We start from the raw sequence: 15,628 nt of genomic DNA, 5'->3' as shown, positions 1-15,628 counted from the left end.
GGGTGACCGACTACCTGACGTCCACCCGCCTGTCCTACGACACCGTCGCCGAGGACTACTTCGAGCTGGTCGCGGGCATGCTGGCGACCATGCCGTACGACCGGGCGATGCTGGGCGCGTTCGCCGGGCTCGTGCCGGCCGGCGGCCGGGTGGCCGACCTGGGGTGCGGGCCGGGGCAGGTGACGGCGCACCTGGCCGGACTGGGCCTCGACGCGTTCGGGGTGGACCTGTCGCCGGGGATGGTCGAGGTGGCGCGGCGGGAACACCCCGGCCTGCGGTTCGAGGTGGGCACGATGACCGCGCTCGACCTGCCCGACGGCGGCCTGGCCGGGGTCGTGTCCTGGTACTCGATCGTGCACACGCCGCCGGAGGTGCTGCCGGTGGTGTTCGCCGAGTTCGCGCGGGTGGTCGCCCCGGGCGGTCACCTGCTGGTGGCCTTCAAGGCGGGTGACCGGCTCCGTCACCTGACCAGTGGTTACGGCCACGACGGCCTCGACCTCCGGGTCTACTGGCAGCAGCCGGACGCCGTCGCCGAGGTCGCCGCGGGGGCGGGCCTGGTCGAGTCCGCGCGACTGGTGCGCGAGCCGGGTCCCACCGACGGCGGTCGGCAGGCCTGCTTCGTGTTCCGCAAGCCCGCGCCGTAGCGCCGTCAACGCCGTGTGAACGGTCGGCGGTTCGGGTGGCGGCGGGCCACGCCGTGGCGTTGGCTCGTCCTCACGTCACGTCGACCCGAAGGGTATGGTCTAGACCATGTCGAGCGCGCGGTTGAGCGGTGTCGGGGTCAGTTCCGGTAGGGCCTCCGGCCCCGTGGTGCGGGTGGCCGAGCCGCTCGGCGAACCGCCCGCGACGCCCGCGCCCACCGACCCGGCCGCCGAGGCCGCCCGCATCCGGCCCGCCGCCGAACGCGTGGTCGCCAATCTGGAGGAGCGGGCCGCCGCCGCGACCGGTGACGCGAAGGCCGTCCTGGAGACCACCGCCGCCATGGCCGCCGACCCGGCGCTGCTCGCCCAGGCCGAGAAGGTCGTGACCGGCGACGGGCTGCCCGCCGCGCGTGCCGTGCACCAGGCCGCCGCCGGGTTCATCTCCGCCCTCGAAGCCGCCGGCGGGTACATGGCCGAACGCGCCCGCGACGTCCGCGACGTGCGCGACCGGCTGGTCGCCGAACTGCTCGGCGTGCCCGCGCCCGGCGTGCCCGACCTCGCGTCGCCGTCGGTCCTGGTGGCCCGCGACCTCGCACCCGCCGACACCGCGGGCCTCGACCCGGCCAAGGTGCTCGCCCTGGTCACCGAGGAGGGCGGCCCCACCTCGCACACCGCGATCCTGGCCCGCTCGCTCGGCATCCCGGCCGTCGTCGCGTGCCGCGGCGTGCTCGACCTGGCGGCCGACTCGCTCCTCGTGGACGGCGACACGGGCGTCGTGCAGCTGTCCGACGGCACGGTCCGCGCCGCGCACGTCCAGGGCCGGGTCGAGTGGAACGGCGTGGGCGTGCTGCGCGACGGCCACCGGGTCAAGGTGCTCGGCAACGTCGGCTCGCCCGCCGACGCGGTCGCCGCGGCCGCGGCCGGCGCGGAGGGCGTCGGCCTGTTCCGCACCGAGTTCTGCTTCCTGTCGGCGGGCACCGAGCCGTCCGTGGAGGAGCAGCGCGAGGCGTACGCGGCGGTGCTCGCGCCGTTCGAGGGCAAGCCGGTGGTCGTGCGGACCCTGGACGCGGGCGCGGACAAGCCCCTCGCCTTCCTCTCCCCCGACCCCGAGCCCAACCCGGCGCTGGGCGTGCGCGGCCTGCGCGTCGCGTTCGACCGCCCCGACGTGCTGACCCGCCAGCTCGACGCCATCGCCCTGGCGGCGGCCGACACCGGCGCCGACGTGTCCGTCATGGCCCCGATGGTCGCGACCGCCGCCGAGGCCGCCTGGTTCGTCGAACGCGCCCGTGCCGCCGGCATCCGGCGGGCGGGCGTGATGGTCGAGATCCCGGCCGCCGCGCTGGCCGCCCGGGAGATCCTGGCCGTGGTCGACTTCGTCTCGCTGGGGACCAACGACCTGGCCCAGTACGTCTTCGCCGCCGACCGGCAGGTGGGTGCGGTCGCCGCGCTGAACGACCCGTGGCAGCCGGCGCTGCTGCGCCTGGTCAAGCTCGTCGGCGACGCGGGCACCGAACTGGACAAGCCGGTGGGCGTCTGCGGCGAGGCGGCGGCGGACCCGCTGCTGGCGTGCGTGCTGACCGGGCTCGGCGTGACCAGCCTGTCGATGAACCACACCGCCCTGGCCGGGGTGGGCGCGAAGCTCGCGACCACCAGCTTCGACCTGTGCCAGCTCGCCGCGCGGGGTGCCGTGGCGGCGGCCGACCCGGCCTCAGCGAAGGTCGCCGCCCGCGCTCCCCACTAGGAAGCGGGACCAGGCGTCGGTGCCGAACACCAGCACGCCGGCCCCGGGGTTCTTGGAGTCGCGCACGCCGGTCACGTCGACGGTGTGCGCGACCTCCACGCAATCACCGCCGTTCGGGCCGCTGTAGCTGCTCTTGCGCCAGTTCATCGCAGTTCCTCCGCTCGGCGGGCGATCAGCGCGGCGCTGTCCTCCTCCGGAAGCGCACGCTCGACCAGGTCGGCGAAATCGGCTTGGAAGATCGCCAACTCCTCGGGCTTCTCCAGGAACCATCCCCCGAACTGGTTCTCCAGGTACACCGCCCCCGGGTCATCCTCCTGCGGGAATCCGAGCCATTTGAACGACCCGAGGTGGCCCCGATGGCCCGCAGCGTCGAAGGGCATCACCTGGATGGTGACGTCAGGCATCTCGGCAAGCGCACCCAGGTGGTCGAGCTGGCCGCGCATCACCCCGGCGTCGCCGATCCGCCTGCACAGCACCGCCTCGTCGAGGATCGCGTGCACGACCAGCGGGTCGTCGCGCCGCAGCGCCTCCTGGCGGCGGAGCCTGGCCTCCACCGCGCCGGGGTTGTCGAGCAGAGCGGTCGCGTAGGCGGCGGTCTGGAACAGGCCGGTCACGTACCCCGTGTCCCAGCAGCGGATCTCGCTCGCCCCCGCCTCCAGCCCCACGTAGAGGGAGAACCAGTCGGGGATGGACCGGTCGCCGTCCCACCACCCCTTCTCCCGGGCCAGGTCGCACACCCTCAGGTACCACTCGACCCGTTCCACCGGCACCCCGAGGAACGGCAGCAGCACCTCCAGGTCCGGCCCGCCGACCGGCGTGCGCATGCTCTCCAGGTGCGTGATCTTGGTGGGGTTGCAGCGCAGCCGCTTCGCCACGTCGGTCTGCTTCAACCCGGCCGCCTCGCGCAGGCGGCGGATCTCCTGGGCCAGCCACCGGCGGCCGACGGTCGGGCTCAGCATGGGCGGATCGGTTTCCGGCACGCGCGGCAGTCTTGCAGCAGACCCGCACCACCCCATCGAGCGACTAGTCCGATCAGTGTGGCTTTGTAAGGCTTAACCCTGTGAACACGTACGTGCTGTGCCGCATGCGGGGCATCGGCGGGACCTGGCCGTGGTGCGAGACGGTGGCCTCGGCCCCCGGCGGCCCGGTCGCCGACCTGCGCCCGTGGGCGCTGGAGCAGCTCCGCGCCCGTTCCCTGCCGGACGGCTTCTACCAGGCGTTCCTCATGACCCCGGATGAGGACGGCGAGATCGACACCTACCACGCGGACCACGCCGAGGACGTGGTCTGGCTCTACGAGTCGGAGTACGTGCCGGCGGGGTGATCGACCGCGCTACTGCTCCTCCTGCCACCTCTTCACGGTTTCGTCGATGTCATGGAGAAGTGCCTGCCAACTCGACAGCTGCGTGACGGGACCGAAGGGGTCGAGCCGTTCGAGGAGCTGCCTCCGGTGGTTGGAGAAGCGCTCCTCCACCGTCCTGCGCCGCCTCCCGGTCGCATCGGCGGCCCGTACCAGGCAATCGCTCAGGATCTTCTTCGGATCAGCCCTGCTCTCGACCTCGTGGGCCTTCGGGAGGTTGAGGTCCATGCGTCCGCGCGGGTTGCCGGCGACGTGCCTGATGGCCGATTCGTCCAGGAGGAGCCACGCCTCCGTCATCTTCACCGGGATCAACGGGAGGACCCGGGAACTGACGTCGGCGCGACGGGCGCCGTCGTGGATCTCCTCCCGTCGTGCGGCGGGATCGACGTTGTCCGAATCCCGGTGGACCACGACGAGGTCGGGCATGGCCCCCATGAGCTTCACGCCGGCGCCTCGACGGTTTCCGCGAGGGGGAGGTCCGAGGTTCCCTCGGCGACGAAGAGTCCCCGGTACGACCGATTGCTCATCCCACCAGGTCCCAGGGAAGTCGGAGTTGCGCCCCCGCCGGAGATGCCAGATAGGCCACCACGTCCGCTTCCGAGAACGAAGGAACGCCGCCGGCCGCCCGCCACGAATCCTTGAACGGAAGCAGGGTGAGTGCCCGTGTGACCGATCCCTCCGGGGTGCGGAAAGACCTGACGTCCGCCAGGAGGAGGTCCTGCGGATCGCACAGTTGGACGACGCCGGGTGCGTGTGTGTTGACGATCACTTGCCTGAAGGTGTTGGTCTCGTCCGGAACCTCGGAATGGTCCACCGCCAAGTCCCGGACCAGTTGGAGTAGAGCGGGCAAGTTTGCCGGGTGGATTCCGTTCTCCGGCTCTTCCATGCAGATCAGACCCTTGAAGGTCGGATCCTCCAGGAGGACGCACAGTGCGAGGAATCGCAAGGTGCCTTCGGACAGCGCGCGCGCGGGAAGACGGAGGTTGCCCCTTTCCTGGAGGAACAGGGTGAAGACTTCGCGTACTTGGTCGGGCTCGACGGAAATACTCTCGGCACCGATTCCCGCCAGGTCCGACAGGCGACCCGCGACCCGGGCGTAGATGGCATCCGGGTCGGAAACCTCCTGACCCGGGAGCTTTTCATTGGCGATTCTGTACAAGGTCGAAGCCAGGTGCCGCCCGTTGGGGCTCAGCGTGCGCGCGTCGACGAAGGTGTCGGGTGTGCGGAGCGCCGAAGGTTCAAGAGCGAGGCGTCGCCAGCTCTGCATCTCCCGACGTGCCGCCAGGATCGTCGGGTAGTCGTTCGTCGTCACAGTGCTCAACACGGTCCTCCCCGCCCGTGCGGCTGCCCGAGGTTGCGGCTTCCCGGAACTGCCACCGTCACCGTGCACGTTGATGACGGTGCCTCCTTCCCGGGCTTCGGTGGAGAGGAAGGCACCTCCTCGCCTCTGTCCCCTGACCACGGAACTCCGGAACTTCTTCGCGTTGTGCGGGAACTTCAAGTGCTTTCCCGCGTCGCCGCGATTGATGTGTCGCAACTCTTCGCGCAGGAGGGTGAGCCGTCCGACGCTCCCCTCGCCCTCCGGGAGCGCGTAGCCCAGTGACAACTCGTAGCGCAAAAAAGTGGTGGTGGCTTCCGCGGGCGCTCCGAGATCGTCCTCCACCTCTGCGGGGACGATCATTTCGGCGGCGAGGTTGATCTGCCGCTGGTGTTCGCGGTAACCGTCCCAGAACAGGTCCCGAGGATCTCCGCCCCGCAGGCCCGAAGCACCGCGCACGCGTTGTGAAGCCTCCACGAGGCTGTCATTGACGAGGTAGGAGAGGAACTCGATGGCGTCGAAAACGTTCGACTTCCCGATGCCGTTGGCCCCTGCGATGCACGTGAAAGGCCCGAAATCCACGGATACGTCCAGCAGGTTCTTGAACCCCTGAACCTCCAGCCTCGTCAACATGAACACACCTTACGGCGTCCGGCCCTACGAGTCGGAGTACGTGCCGGCCGGGTGATGCAGGGCTTCGCGGACCAGCTTGATCAGCGGGTGGTCCTCGCTCCCCGCCCGCACGGCCGCCACCACCCGCCGCAACGGGGCCGCACCGCGCACCGGCACGCCCCGCACCGCGCCGCGCGGCACCAGGGCGACGCCCGCGCCGGCCCTGACCAGCGCGCCGATCGCCGAGAAGTCGTCGGACGCGTGCGCGATGCGCGGCGCGAACCCCGCCTGCTCGCACGCCAGCTCGACCACGTCCCGCACCGGGTTGCCGGGCAGCGTCACGACCCAGTCCTCGTCGGCCAGGTCGCCCAGGTCCACCTCGGCGCGGCCACCCAGCGGGTGCGCCGGCGGCAGCACCACGTCGAACGGCTCGGTGTAGAGGGGGAACCTGGTCAGCCGCCGGTCGTCGGTGCGCAACCGGTACTCCTCGGTGATCGCGAGGTCGATCTCGCCGTCGAGCAGCAGCGGCACGCTGGCGTGCCCCTCCACGTCCCGCACCCGCAGCACCACACCGGGCGCGCGGACCCGCAGCGCGGCCAGCGCCGGGGCCACGACCTGCGTGATCGCCGACGCGAAGCTGCCCACCTCGACCCGGCCGGTCTCCCCCGCGTCGAACGACGCCAGCATCGCCTGCGCCCGCTCCAGCTCGGCCGCGACCGCGTTGGCGTGCCGCACCAGCAGCTCGCCCGCCGGGGTCAGCGACACCCGCCGCCCGCGCCGCCGCAGCAGGTCGTGCCCGACCTCCGACTCCAGGGCGGCGAGCTGCTGCGACACCGCCGACGGCGTGAGGTGCAGCGCCCGGGCCGCCGCCGTCACGGTGCCGTGGTCGGCGAGCGCGCGCAGCACCCGCAGCCGTCGTGGGTCGATCACCCGCCCATCCTCGTCGGTGACGCCCGGTCGTGCGAGCCCTGGTCAGCGGGTGTGCCAAGAGGACATGAGCGCAGAAGGCACACCGCGGCGGCCCAAGGCCGCCCACCTGCCGGGCACGGTGGTCGCGGGCATCCGGGGCGTGAAGAACCCCGGGTCACATGGCGTCGCGCGCCGAGATGAACGCGTCCACCGCCCGGTTCACGTCGTCGGTCGAGTGGGCCGCCGACATCTGGGTGCGGATGCGCGCCTTGCCGTGCGGCACCACCGGGTAGGAGAAGCCGATCACGTAGACGCCGCGCTCCAGCAGCAGGTCGGCCATCCGACCGGCCTCCGCCGCGTCGCCGATCATCACCGGGATGATCGGGTGCTCGCCGGGCAGCAGGTCGAAGCCCGCCTCGGTCATCCGCGACCGGAACAGGGCGGTGTTCTCCCGCAGCCTGGTCAGCAGCTCGCCGGACGTGCTGAGCAGGTCCAGCGCGGCGATCGCGGCGGCCGTGACGGCCGGGGCCAGCGAGTTGGAGAACAGGTAGGGCCGCGACCGCTGCCGCAGCATCTCCACGATCTCCGCCCGCCCGGACGTGTACCCGCCGCTCGCGCCGCCCAGCGCCTTGCCGAGGGTGCCCGTGACGATGTCGACGCGGTCCTGCACGCCGAACAGCTCGGGCGTGCCCCGGCCGTTCGGGCCGGTGAAGCCCACGGCGTGCGAGTCGTCGACCATGACCAGGGCGTCGTACCGCTCGGCCAGGTCGCAGATCGCGTCCAGCGGGGCCAGGTAACCGTCCATGGAGAACACGCCGTCGGTGGCGATCATCCGGTACCGGGCATCGGCGGCGTCCCGGAGCTGCCGCTCCAGGTCGTCGAGGTCGCGGTTCTTGTAGCGGTACCGCCGGGCCTTCGACAGCCGCACGCCGTCGATGATCGACGCGTGGTTCAGCTCGTCGGAGATGATCGCGTCCTCGGCGCCCAGCAGCGTCTCGAACAGGCCGCCGTTGGCGTCGAAGCACGAGCTGTAGAGGATGGTGTCCTCGGTGCCCAGGAACTCCGACAGCCGCCGCTCCAGCTCCTTGTGCGGCTCCTGCGTGCCGCAGATGAACCGCACGGACGCCATGCCGAAGCCCCACCGGTCCAGCGCCTCCTGCGCCGCCCCGACCAGCACCGGGTGGTCGGCCAGGCCGAGGTAGTTGTTGGCGCAGAAGTTCAGCACCTCGTCGCCGGAGCCCACCCGCACGGCCGCGTTCTGCGGGGTGCCGATCACCCGCTCCGCCTTGTAGAGACCCGCCGCGCGGATCTCGTCCAGGCCCGCCCGCAGGTCGTCGCGCATCGCGCCGTACATCTAGTGAGCTCCCGTCCAGTCGAGGATGACCTTGCCGCACTTGCCCTCGCGGGCCGTCGCGAACGCCTTGTCGAACTCGGTGTGGTCGAACCGGTGCGTGATCACCGGCGTGAGGTCCAGGCCGCCCTGGAGCAGCACGGACATCGAGTACCAGGTCTCGAACATCTCGCGGCCGTAGACGCCCTTGATGTGGAGCATCTTGAGCACCACGCTGCTCCAGTCCACGGCGAACTCCTCGGCGGGCAGGCCGAGGATCGCGATCCGGCCGCCGTGGGTCATGTTGCCGATCATCTCCTGGAGCGCGATCGGCCTGCCGGACATCTCCATGCCGACGTCGAAGCCCTCGGTCATGCCCAGCTCGGACTGCGCCTCGGAGATCGTCCGCTCGGCGACGTTGAGCGCCACGTCCACGCCGACCGCCCGCGCCAGCTCCAGCCGGTGCCCGCTCACGTCGGTGATCACGACGTTGCGCGCGCCCGCGTGCTTGGCGACGGCGGCGGCCATGATGCCGATCGGGCCCGCGCCGGTGATCAGCACGTCCTCGCCGATGACCGGGAACGACAGCGCGGTGTGCACGGCGTTGCCGAACGGGTCGAAGATCGCGGCCACGTCCAGGTCCACCGGCGCGCGGTGCACCCACGCGTTCTGCTCGGGCAGCACCACGTACTGGGCGAACGCGCCGTCGCGGTGCACGCCGAGGCCGCGCGTGCGGGCGCACAGGTGCCGGCGGCCCGCCTTGCAGTTGCGGCACGTGCCGCAGACCAGGTGGCCCTCGCCGCTGACCAGGTCGCCGACCCGCACGCCGGTCACCGACGCACCGGTCTCCACGACCTCGCCGACGAACTCGTGGCCCAGGACGAGCGGCGCGCGGATGTTCTGCGCGGCCCACTCGTCCCACGAGTCGATGTGCAGGTCGGTGCCGCAGATGCCGGTCCGCAGCACGCGGACGACGACGTCACCGGGACCGGGGGTGGGGTCGGGGACGTCGGTCAGGGACAGTCCCGGCCCGGCGGTCGCCTTGACCAGTGCCTTCATGGCGCGCAGTCTGCCGCCGGGCGGTTGTGCAGTCCATCAGGACTTTCTGAATTCACTCGTAAGTTCGGCTTCACTGGTGATGTTGCGGACCATGCCGCCGAACACCAGCCCGTGGAACGGCCACACCAGCCACCAGTACACGTGCCCCGCCAGCCCGCGCGGCACGAACACCGCCCGCTGCCGGTAGGTCGACCCCGACCCGCGCGGCACGACCTGGAGTTCCAGCCAGGCCAGTCCGGGAACCCGCATCTCGGCCCGCAGCCGCAGCAGCCTGCCCCGGTCCAGCTCCTCCACCCGCCACCAGTCGAGCGCCTCGCCCACGTGCAGCCGCCTCGGGTCGCGCCGGCCGCGCCGCAGCCCCACGCCGCCGACCAGGCGGTCCAGCCACCCCCGCACCGCCCACGCCAGCGGGAACGAGTACCAGCCGTGCTCGCCGCCGATGCCCTCCACCACCTCCCACAACCGCTCGGGCGAGGCGGAGGTCCCCTGCTCCCGCACGTCGCGGTAGGAGGAGCCGCCGGACCAGTCCGGGTCGCTCGGCAGCGGGTCCGACGGCACGCCCGGCACCGACGCGCCGGACCAGCGGGTCTCCACGTCGGCGTCGCGCACCTTGGCCAGCGCCAGCTCCACGGCCCGGTCGTACCCCGTGGTCCCGCCGGGCACCAGCCGCTCGACGTCGTGCTCCCGGCACACGACCTCGTGCACCAGGGACTCGATCAGCGGCTTGGCGATCGACTTCGGCACCGGCGTGACCAGGTTGACCCAGTGCGACGACAGGCCGGGGGTGAGCAGCGGCACCGGCAGCACCCGGCGCGGGCGCAGCCCGGCGACCGCCGCGTACCGCAGCATCATCTCCAGGTAGGTGAGCACGTCCGGCCCGCCGATGTCGAACGTCCGGTTCACGTCGGCGGGGGCGCGCACCACGCCCACCAGGTAGCGGAGCACGTCGCGCACGGCGATCGGCTGGACGCGGTTGTGCACCCAGCGCGGCGTGACCATCACCGGCAGCCGCTCGGTCAGGTAGCGCAGCATCTCGAAGCTCGCCGACCCGGACCCGATGATCACCGCCGCCTGGAGCACCGCCGCGGGCACGGCGCAGCGCAGGAACACGTCGCCGACCTCCTTGCGGGAGGCCAGGTGGGGTGACAGCACGACGCCCGGCGGGTGCAGCCCGCCCAGGTAGACGATCCGCTGCACCCCGGCGTCCTCGGCGGCGCGCGCCGTGTTCTCCGCGGCCCGCCGGTCGGCGTCGGCGAAGTCCGGGACGTTCAGCGAGTGCACCAGGTAGTGCACGACGTCCACGTCCCGCATCGCCTCGTCCAGCGACGCCGGGTCGAGCACGTCCCCCTTGACCACCTCGACCCGGTCGGCCCACGGCACGTCCCGCAGCTTCTCCGGCGAGCGCACCAGGCAGCGGACCGCGTACCCCTCCGCGAGGAGGCGGGGCACGAGCCGTCCGCCGAGGTAGCCGGTCGCTCCGGTGACGAGGCAGCGCATACCCCGATCCTGGGCCGACCGGGGACTTCCCGCACGACGGACGGCCTACCCGCCGGACGCCTCGCGGGTGCCCGCGCCTCCGGGGCCGGCCCGGGTGATCACCCGATCGCGCGGCCTCAGGCGTTCCGCAGCCAGCTCCGCTTCTTCTTGATCTCCACCGAGCCCGCGCGCACCGAGCCGTGCACCACGAAGTGCGGCCGCCCGTCCACGCCCGTGCCCACCTTGTCCCTCAGGTTGCTCGCGGCCAGCTCGACGCTGTCCGCGTTCACCGTCGCGCCGTCGGGCAGCACGAGCTTCACCGAGCCGGCGGTCACGTCCAGCTCGATGTCCACCACCGCGTGCGGGATGGACGCCTGCCGGAAGTCCAGCTCCGTCGACCCCATGCGGCTGTGCACGACGAGCTGCCGCGGCACGGACCAGGTGCCCTTGCGGCTGACCGTGGACATGGTCGACTTCAGCTCCTGCCGCTCCACCGCCGCGATCGGCGAGGTCGGCGCCGGCGCGGAGTTGTGCACCATGCCCGGCAGGTCGAGCAGCACGACGTTCAGCTCGGCGCGCGTCTTGGCGGCCAGCGCCGTGTCGGTGCGCTCGGTGAACTCGTCGAGCGTGATCAACCCGCGTCCGATGGCCTTCTGGAGCAGGCCGACGACGTGCTCGCGCTCCGCGTCGGAGACGCGGAAGTTCCTGGGGTCGGGACTCTCGGTCATGGCTCAGCCCTCCGGTTCGACGTCGAGCCCGTGCTCGATCGCGTACCGCGCCAGCTCGACGCGGTTGTGCAGCTGGAGCTTGCGCAGGGTGGACTGCACGTGGTTCTCCACCGTGCGGTGCGAGATGACGAGCCGGGTCGCGATCTGCCGCGCGGTCAGGCCCTTCGCCACCAGCCGCAGCACCTCGGTCTCCCGCTCGGTGAGCTGCGGCTTGTCCTGCTCGTCGGGGTTCGCCGCCATCCGCCGGTACTCGCCGAGCACCAGGCCCGCGAGACCGGCGGTGAACACCGCGTCGCCGGCCGCGGTCCGGGTGACCGCCTCCACCAGCTCCTCGGCGGACGCCGACTTCACCAGGTAGCCCGACGCGCCTGCCTTCACGGCCTCCAGCACGTCGCTGTGCTCGCCGGACGCAGACAGCACCAGCACCCGCGTGCCGGCCAGCGCCCCGGTGATCACCGTCGTGGCCTCGACGCCGGTCGTCTCACCCAGGTTGAGGTCCATCAGCACCACGTCGGGCCGCACGGCCCGCGCGATGCGCACCGCCGACGCGGCGTCACCCGCGGTCGCGACCACCTCGAAGCCGCGCTCGGCCAGGTCCCGCGCGACGCCGTCGCGCCACAGCGGGTGGTCGTCCACCACCATCACGGTCACGCTCATCGGTAGACCCGCACCTCCCACTCGGTGCCCTCCCCCGGACCCGTCTGCAGCTCAAGGGTGCCACGGAGCGCCTCCACCCGGCCCCGGATGGACTGGGCGACGCCCATCCGGCCCTCCGCCTCGGCCGAGGCCAGCCTGCCCTCGGCGATGCCCGGACCGTCGTCGCGCACGCTCAGCACGACCTCGTCCCCGAGGTCCTCCAGCAGCACCCACGCCCGCGCGTCCGGCCCCGCGTGCTTGTCCACGTTGGACAGCGCCTCGCGCACGACGGCGATCAGCTCGTGCGCGGTCCCGGCGGGCAGCATCACCTGCGTGGCGGGGGTGGACACCTGCACCTTCGGCGACGCCAGCAGCTGGAGCCCCGGCCGCAGGTCCGCGTCGCCGTCCAGGGTGGACTCGCTCGGCGCGGCGGCCACCAGCGACCGCAGCGCGATCTCCTGCTCGCCGGCCAGTTCGGCCAGCTCGGCGGCCTCGCCGCCCAGCTCCAGGCCGCGCTTGCGCACCCGCGCGAGCACCTGGAGCACGCCGTCGTGGATCGACCTGGCCAGGCGCTCGCGCTCGGCGGTCGCCGCCTCGGTCCGCAGCGCCTGGGCCAGCCGCACCGAGGTGCGCCGCGCCGTCGACGAGGCCATGCCGATCACGAAGCCCGCGCCGGTCAGCAGCACCACGTCCCGCACCAGGTCGATGCCCACCAGGCCGCGGTTGAGGTAGGTGAAGAAGCCGACGACGAACCCGGACGCCGCGCCCGCCGCCTGCCCGCCCAGCGCGCCGGCCGCCACCGCGGGGCCGCACGCCCAGATGGTGGTGACCAGCGGGACGTTGAGCAGGAACTGCTCGTCGGTCAGGATCAGCGGCGACAGGGACATCAGCCCGCACGTCACGACCAGGTCCGCGACGACCACCCACGGCCGCCGGCCGCTCTCCCGGCTGTAGGCCCGGATGGTGAACGCCGACCAGGCCGCCATCACCGCGACGGCCAGCCACGCGAGCCACGGCCGCTCGTACCCGGTGCGGTGGATGACCACGGCGCCCAGGGCGAACAGCAGTGTCACGATCCGTAGCGCGACCGTTCCCCGCCAGAGGTGCGCGACCGGGTCCTCCAGCGCCGATGGCACCTGATCGGATGGCTTTGTGTGCACGGTGTGCTCCCTTCGCCGCCATCTTGCCGTGCCGGAGTGGCCTGGCTAACCCCCAGGTGGCCGTCTGTTCCCCTACCGTCATCTGTGAAAGGCTGGCCGGGGTCACTGAGCGTGACCTGCGGCGTCCGGCCCGTCGGGGGTGGTCGGGTGCCATCCCGTGGCGAGGGAGGTCGGTCGTGCGCCACTGGCCACTGTGGACGCTGCCGCGCCCCGCGCTGGCCTACTGGCTGCTCGTCGACCTGTGCGCCCTCGCCGTCGTCGTGTACGTGATCGCGGCCACGCCGCAGCCCGACCCGGGCCAGATCGGCCGGTTCGCGGCCATCGCGGGCACCGCGGGCGCGGTCGTCATCGGCAGTTCGATCCACAGCCACCGGATGGGCGAGACCGAGCGCAACCCGTGGGCCGCGCACCTGTGCTACCTCACCGCGGGCCTGGTCGCGCTGCCGTGCAACCTGCTCGTCCTGCTGCTGTTCGGGCCCGCCCTGCACGGCGTGCTGGCGCAGCGCCCCGAGTCGCACCGCTGGGTGTTCACGCTGTCCGCGACCGCGCTGGCCGTGTTCGGCACCCGGTTCGCCATCGGCTGGGCCGAGCCCGGCACCGACCTCGTCGTGCTGGTCCTCGGCGCGACGGTGCTGCTGGTGCTGCGCGCCGGCCTCATCGCGCTCGGCCTCAAGCTGCGCAACCCCCGCGCGCCCGGCGAGGAGGTCCTCGGCGAGCCGATCGACGTCACGCTCGGCGTCGTCGCGGTCAGCATCGGCGGCCTGATGGGGTTCGCCGCGGTCGCCAACCCGGTGCACGCCCTGATGGCCGGCCCACCGCTGGCCCTGCTCGAACGCGCCGCGCAGCTGCCGCACTGGCGCCGGTCCGCGCAGCGCGACCTCAAGACCGGCCTGGCGAACGCCGTGCACTGGGACGGCCGGGCCCGCGCCGAACTCGCCAAGGCGCGCGGCAGCGGGCGGCCGATGGCCGTGCTGCTGCTCGACCTCGACCACTTCAAGCGGGTCAACGACGAGGTGGGGCACCTCGCGGGCGACTCCGCGCTCAGCGCCGTCGCGCTGCTGCTGTCCGGCACCGTGCGCGAGGGCGACCTCGTCGGCCGCTTCGGCGGCGAGGAGTTCGTCGTGCTGCTGCCCGACGCCGAACCCGCCGTGGCCCGCTCGGTCGCGCAGCGCCTGAGGCACGCCGTGGCCGACCTGGCCGTGCCCACGGTGGACACCAACGGCCGGGAGCACCTGCTCACCGGCCTCACCGTGAGCATCGGCGTGGCCACCACCCAGCGCTTCGGCTACGAGCTGCCCGACCTGCTGGTGGCGGCCGACGCCGCGCTCCTGGCCGCCAAGGGCTGCGGCCGCAACCTCGTCGAGATGGCCTGACCCGTAGGCCCGGCGCGCCGGGCCTACCGCAGGCCGCTGTGGTCGGGACCCGGGCGCTCGTCGCCCCCGAGGTCCTCGACCCGGTCGCCGGCCGTGTCCACCGCGCCGCCCTCCTGCGGTTCGAGCACGTCCACCTCCCGGGGTTCCACGTCGCGGTCCGACTCCGACAGCAGCGACCGGATGCCCGAGTTCAGCACCGCCAGCAGCGGCACCGCCAGCAGGGCGCCCGCGATCCCGCTGACGACCAGGCCGGCGGCGATCGCCAGCACCACGGACAGCGGGTGCAGCTTCACCGCCCGGCCCAGCAGCAGCGGCTGGAGCACGTGGCTCTCCAGCTGCATCACGCCGATCAGGATGGCCAGCACGACCAGCGCCGCCACCGGGCTCACCGCCACCAGCGCCACCAGCACCGCCACCGCGCCGGTGATCACCGCGCCGACGATCGGGATGAACGCGCCCAGGAACACCAGCGCCGACAGCGGCACGATCAGCGGCACGTCCACGATCCACAGGCCGATGCCCACGCCGACCGCGTCCACCACGGCCACCAGCGCGGTCGCCCGCACGTACGACACGAGCGAGGAGAACCCGCGCCGCCCGGCGACGTCCGCCCGGTCGCGCACGTCGCGCGGCACGATCCGGACCATGAACCGCCAGATCCCGTCGCCGTCGTGCAGGAAGAAGATGAGCGTGAACAGCGCCAGGATCAGGCCGGTCAGGATCTCGCCCAGGGTCGCCGCGGTGGTCAGCGCGCCCGACGTGATGTCGGCCTGGTTGTCCTGGATGGTCTTCACGACGTCGTCCACGTACTGCTGGAACTGCACGTCGCTCAGGTGCAGCGGGCCGTCGCGCAGCCAGACCCGGATCTGGTCGAGGCTCGCCCCGACCTGCTTCTGGAGGTCCGGCAGGCCCTTCGAGAACTCGCTGATGACGAACGTGAGCACGCCGCCCACCAGCGCCAGCCCGCCGACCAGCACCAGGCCGGTGGCCACCCCGCGCGGCACGCCCGAGCGGTTCAGCTGGGTCACCGCGGGCGACAGCAGCGCGGCCAGCAGCAGCGCGATGCCGACCGGGATGACGATGCTCGCCAGGAAGCCGATGACGTGGAACACCACGTACAGGGCGGCGACGACCGCCACGAACCGCCAGCTCAACGCCGCGCTCACGCGCAGGAGCCTGGGCACCCTGCTGTCGTCGAAACCGTTTCTGCCCTTGCCCGTCACTCGATCACCGTATCTCCGGTAGGCGGCGGTTGGGGGTAGACCGCGCGTCTGCGACGCAAACC

The 15,628-nt window shown here is 72.4% G+C and carries 16 protein-coding genes; 4 read left to right on the top strand and 12 right to left on the bottom strand.

Going from position 1 to position 15,628, the window contains the following annotated elements:
* Window positions 1-2 precede the first annotated feature (2 nt).
* Window positions 3-644 (top strand): class I SAM-dependent methyltransferase, encoded by a 642-nt coding sequence (locus J2S66_RS28675; RefSeq protein WP_310310512.1) that lies wholly within the window; start codon window positions 3-5, stop codon window positions 642-644.
* A gap of 106 nt (window positions 645-750) precedes the next feature.
* A complete protein-coding gene (ptsP, locus tag J2S66_RS28670; RefSeq protein ID WP_310310509.1) occupies window positions 751-2,382 on the top strand; it encodes a phosphoenolpyruvate--protein phosphotransferase in 1,632 nt (543 codons plus the stop codon).
* On the opposite strand, the gene J2S66_RS28665 is transcribed toward ptsP, so the two are convergent.
* Together J2S66_RS28665 and J2S66_RS28660 are read right to left on the bottom strand one after the other, a co-directional pair.
* Window positions 2,350-2,529, bottom strand: coding sequence for a DUF397 domain-containing protein (locus J2S66_RS28665; protein ID WP_310310507.1), 180 nt, complete (start codon window positions 2,527-2,529; stop codon window positions 2,350-2,352). The genes ptsP and J2S66_RS28665 overlap by 33 nt on opposite strands.
* A complete protein-coding gene (locus J2S66_RS28660; protein WP_310310505.1) occupies window positions 2,526-3,362 on the bottom strand; it encodes a helix-turn-helix domain-containing protein in 837 nt (278 codons plus the stop codon). Before J2S66_RS28660 ends, J2S66_RS28665 begins: the two co-directional genes overlap by 4 nt.
* Before the next feature lie 80 nt (window positions 3,363-3,442).
* Between J2S66_RS28660 and J2S66_RS28655 the strand changes: the two genes are divergently transcribed.
* Complete coding sequence (locus tag J2S66_RS28655; RefSeq protein ID WP_310310503.1) at window positions 3,443-3,706, top strand: hypothetical protein; 264 nt, start codon at window positions 3,443-3,445, stop codon at window positions 3,704-3,706.
* Window positions 3,707-3,715: 9 nt separating this feature from the next.
* Here the strand turns inward: J2S66_RS28655 and J2S66_RS28650 are convergent, their stop codons facing one another.
* From J2S66_RS28650 to macS, 9 genes are all read right to left on the bottom strand, one after another.
* Entirely contained in the window at window positions 3,716-4,177 is a 462-nt protein-coding gene (locus J2S66_RS28650) for a hypothetical protein (protein WP_310315141.1), read from the bottom strand.
* A gap of 88 nt (window positions 4,178-4,265) precedes the next feature.
* Window positions 4,266-5,693: an AAA family ATPase gene (locus J2S66_RS28645; protein ID WP_310310501.1), complete on the bottom strand. Its 1,428-nt coding sequence runs from the start codon at window positions 5,691-5,693 to the stop codon at window positions 4,266-4,268.
* Between the two features lie 24 nt (window positions 5,694-5,717).
* The gene (locus J2S66_RS28640; protein ID WP_310310500.1) at window positions 5,718-6,602 is read right to left on the bottom strand and encodes a LysR family transcriptional regulator; all 885 of its coding nucleotides are present in this window, start codon (window positions 6,600-6,602) and stop codon (window positions 5,718-5,720) included.
* A 154-nt stretch (window positions 6,603-6,756) separates the two neighbouring features.
* Window positions 6,757-7,935, bottom strand: coding sequence for a glycine C-acetyltransferase (locus J2S66_RS28635; RefSeq protein WP_310310498.1), 1,179 nt, complete (start codon window positions 7,933-7,935; stop codon window positions 6,757-6,759).
* The gene (gene tdh, locus J2S66_RS28630) at window positions 7,936-8,970 is read right to left on the bottom strand and encodes an L-threonine 3-dehydrogenase (protein WP_310310496.1); all 1,035 of its coding nucleotides are present in this window, start codon (window positions 8,968-8,970) and stop codon (window positions 7,936-7,938) included.
* 36 nt (window positions 8,971-9,006) lie between these two features.
* Complete coding sequence (locus J2S66_RS28625; protein WP_310310494.1) at window positions 9,007-10,467, bottom strand: SDR family oxidoreductase; 1,461 nt, start codon at window positions 10,465-10,467, stop codon at window positions 9,007-9,009.
* Window positions 10,468-10,583: 116 nt separating this feature from the next.
* Entirely contained in the window at window positions 10,584-11,174 is a 591-nt protein-coding gene (locus J2S66_RS28620; RefSeq protein ID WP_310310493.1) for a DUF1707 SHOCT-like domain-containing protein, read from the bottom strand.
* 3 nt (window positions 11,175-11,177) lie between these two features.
* Window positions 11,178-11,831: a response regulator gene (locus tag J2S66_RS28615; RefSeq protein ID WP_310310491.1), complete on the bottom strand. Its 654-nt coding sequence runs from the start codon at window positions 11,829-11,831 to the stop codon at window positions 11,178-11,180.
* Entirely contained in the window at window positions 11,828-12,946 is a 1,119-nt protein-coding gene (gene macS / locus J2S66_RS28610) for a MacS family sensor histidine kinase (protein ID WP_310315138.1), read from the bottom strand. The genes J2S66_RS28615 and macS overlap by 4 nt, the downstream gene beginning before the upstream one ends.
* 200 nt (window positions 12,947-13,146) lie before the next feature.
* Between macS and J2S66_RS28605 the strand changes: the two genes are divergently transcribed.
* Window positions 13,147-14,343, top strand: coding sequence for a GGDEF domain-containing protein (locus tag J2S66_RS28605; RefSeq protein ID WP_310310489.1), 1,197 nt, complete (start codon window positions 13,147-13,149; stop codon window positions 14,341-14,343).
* Window positions 14,344-14,366: 23 nt separating this feature from the next.
* Here J2S66_RS28605 and J2S66_RS28600 read toward each other — a convergent pair whose 3' ends face one another.
* Entirely contained in the window at window positions 14,367-15,566 is a 1,200-nt protein-coding gene (locus tag J2S66_RS28600; RefSeq protein ID WP_310310487.1) for an AI-2E family transporter, read from the bottom strand.
* Between the last annotated feature and the right edge of the window lie 62 nt (window positions 15,567-15,628).

Origin of the sequence: Saccharothrix longispora, from assembly GCF_031455225.1 — a bacterium.
In the GTDB taxonomy this organism is placed as follows: domain Bacteria; phylum Actinomycetota; class Actinomycetes; order Mycobacteriales; family Pseudonocardiaceae; genus Actinosynnema; species Actinosynnema longispora.
The sequence above is the reverse complement of the archived record's forward strand: the minus strand, read 5'-3'. Positions and strand labels throughout refer to the sequence as shown.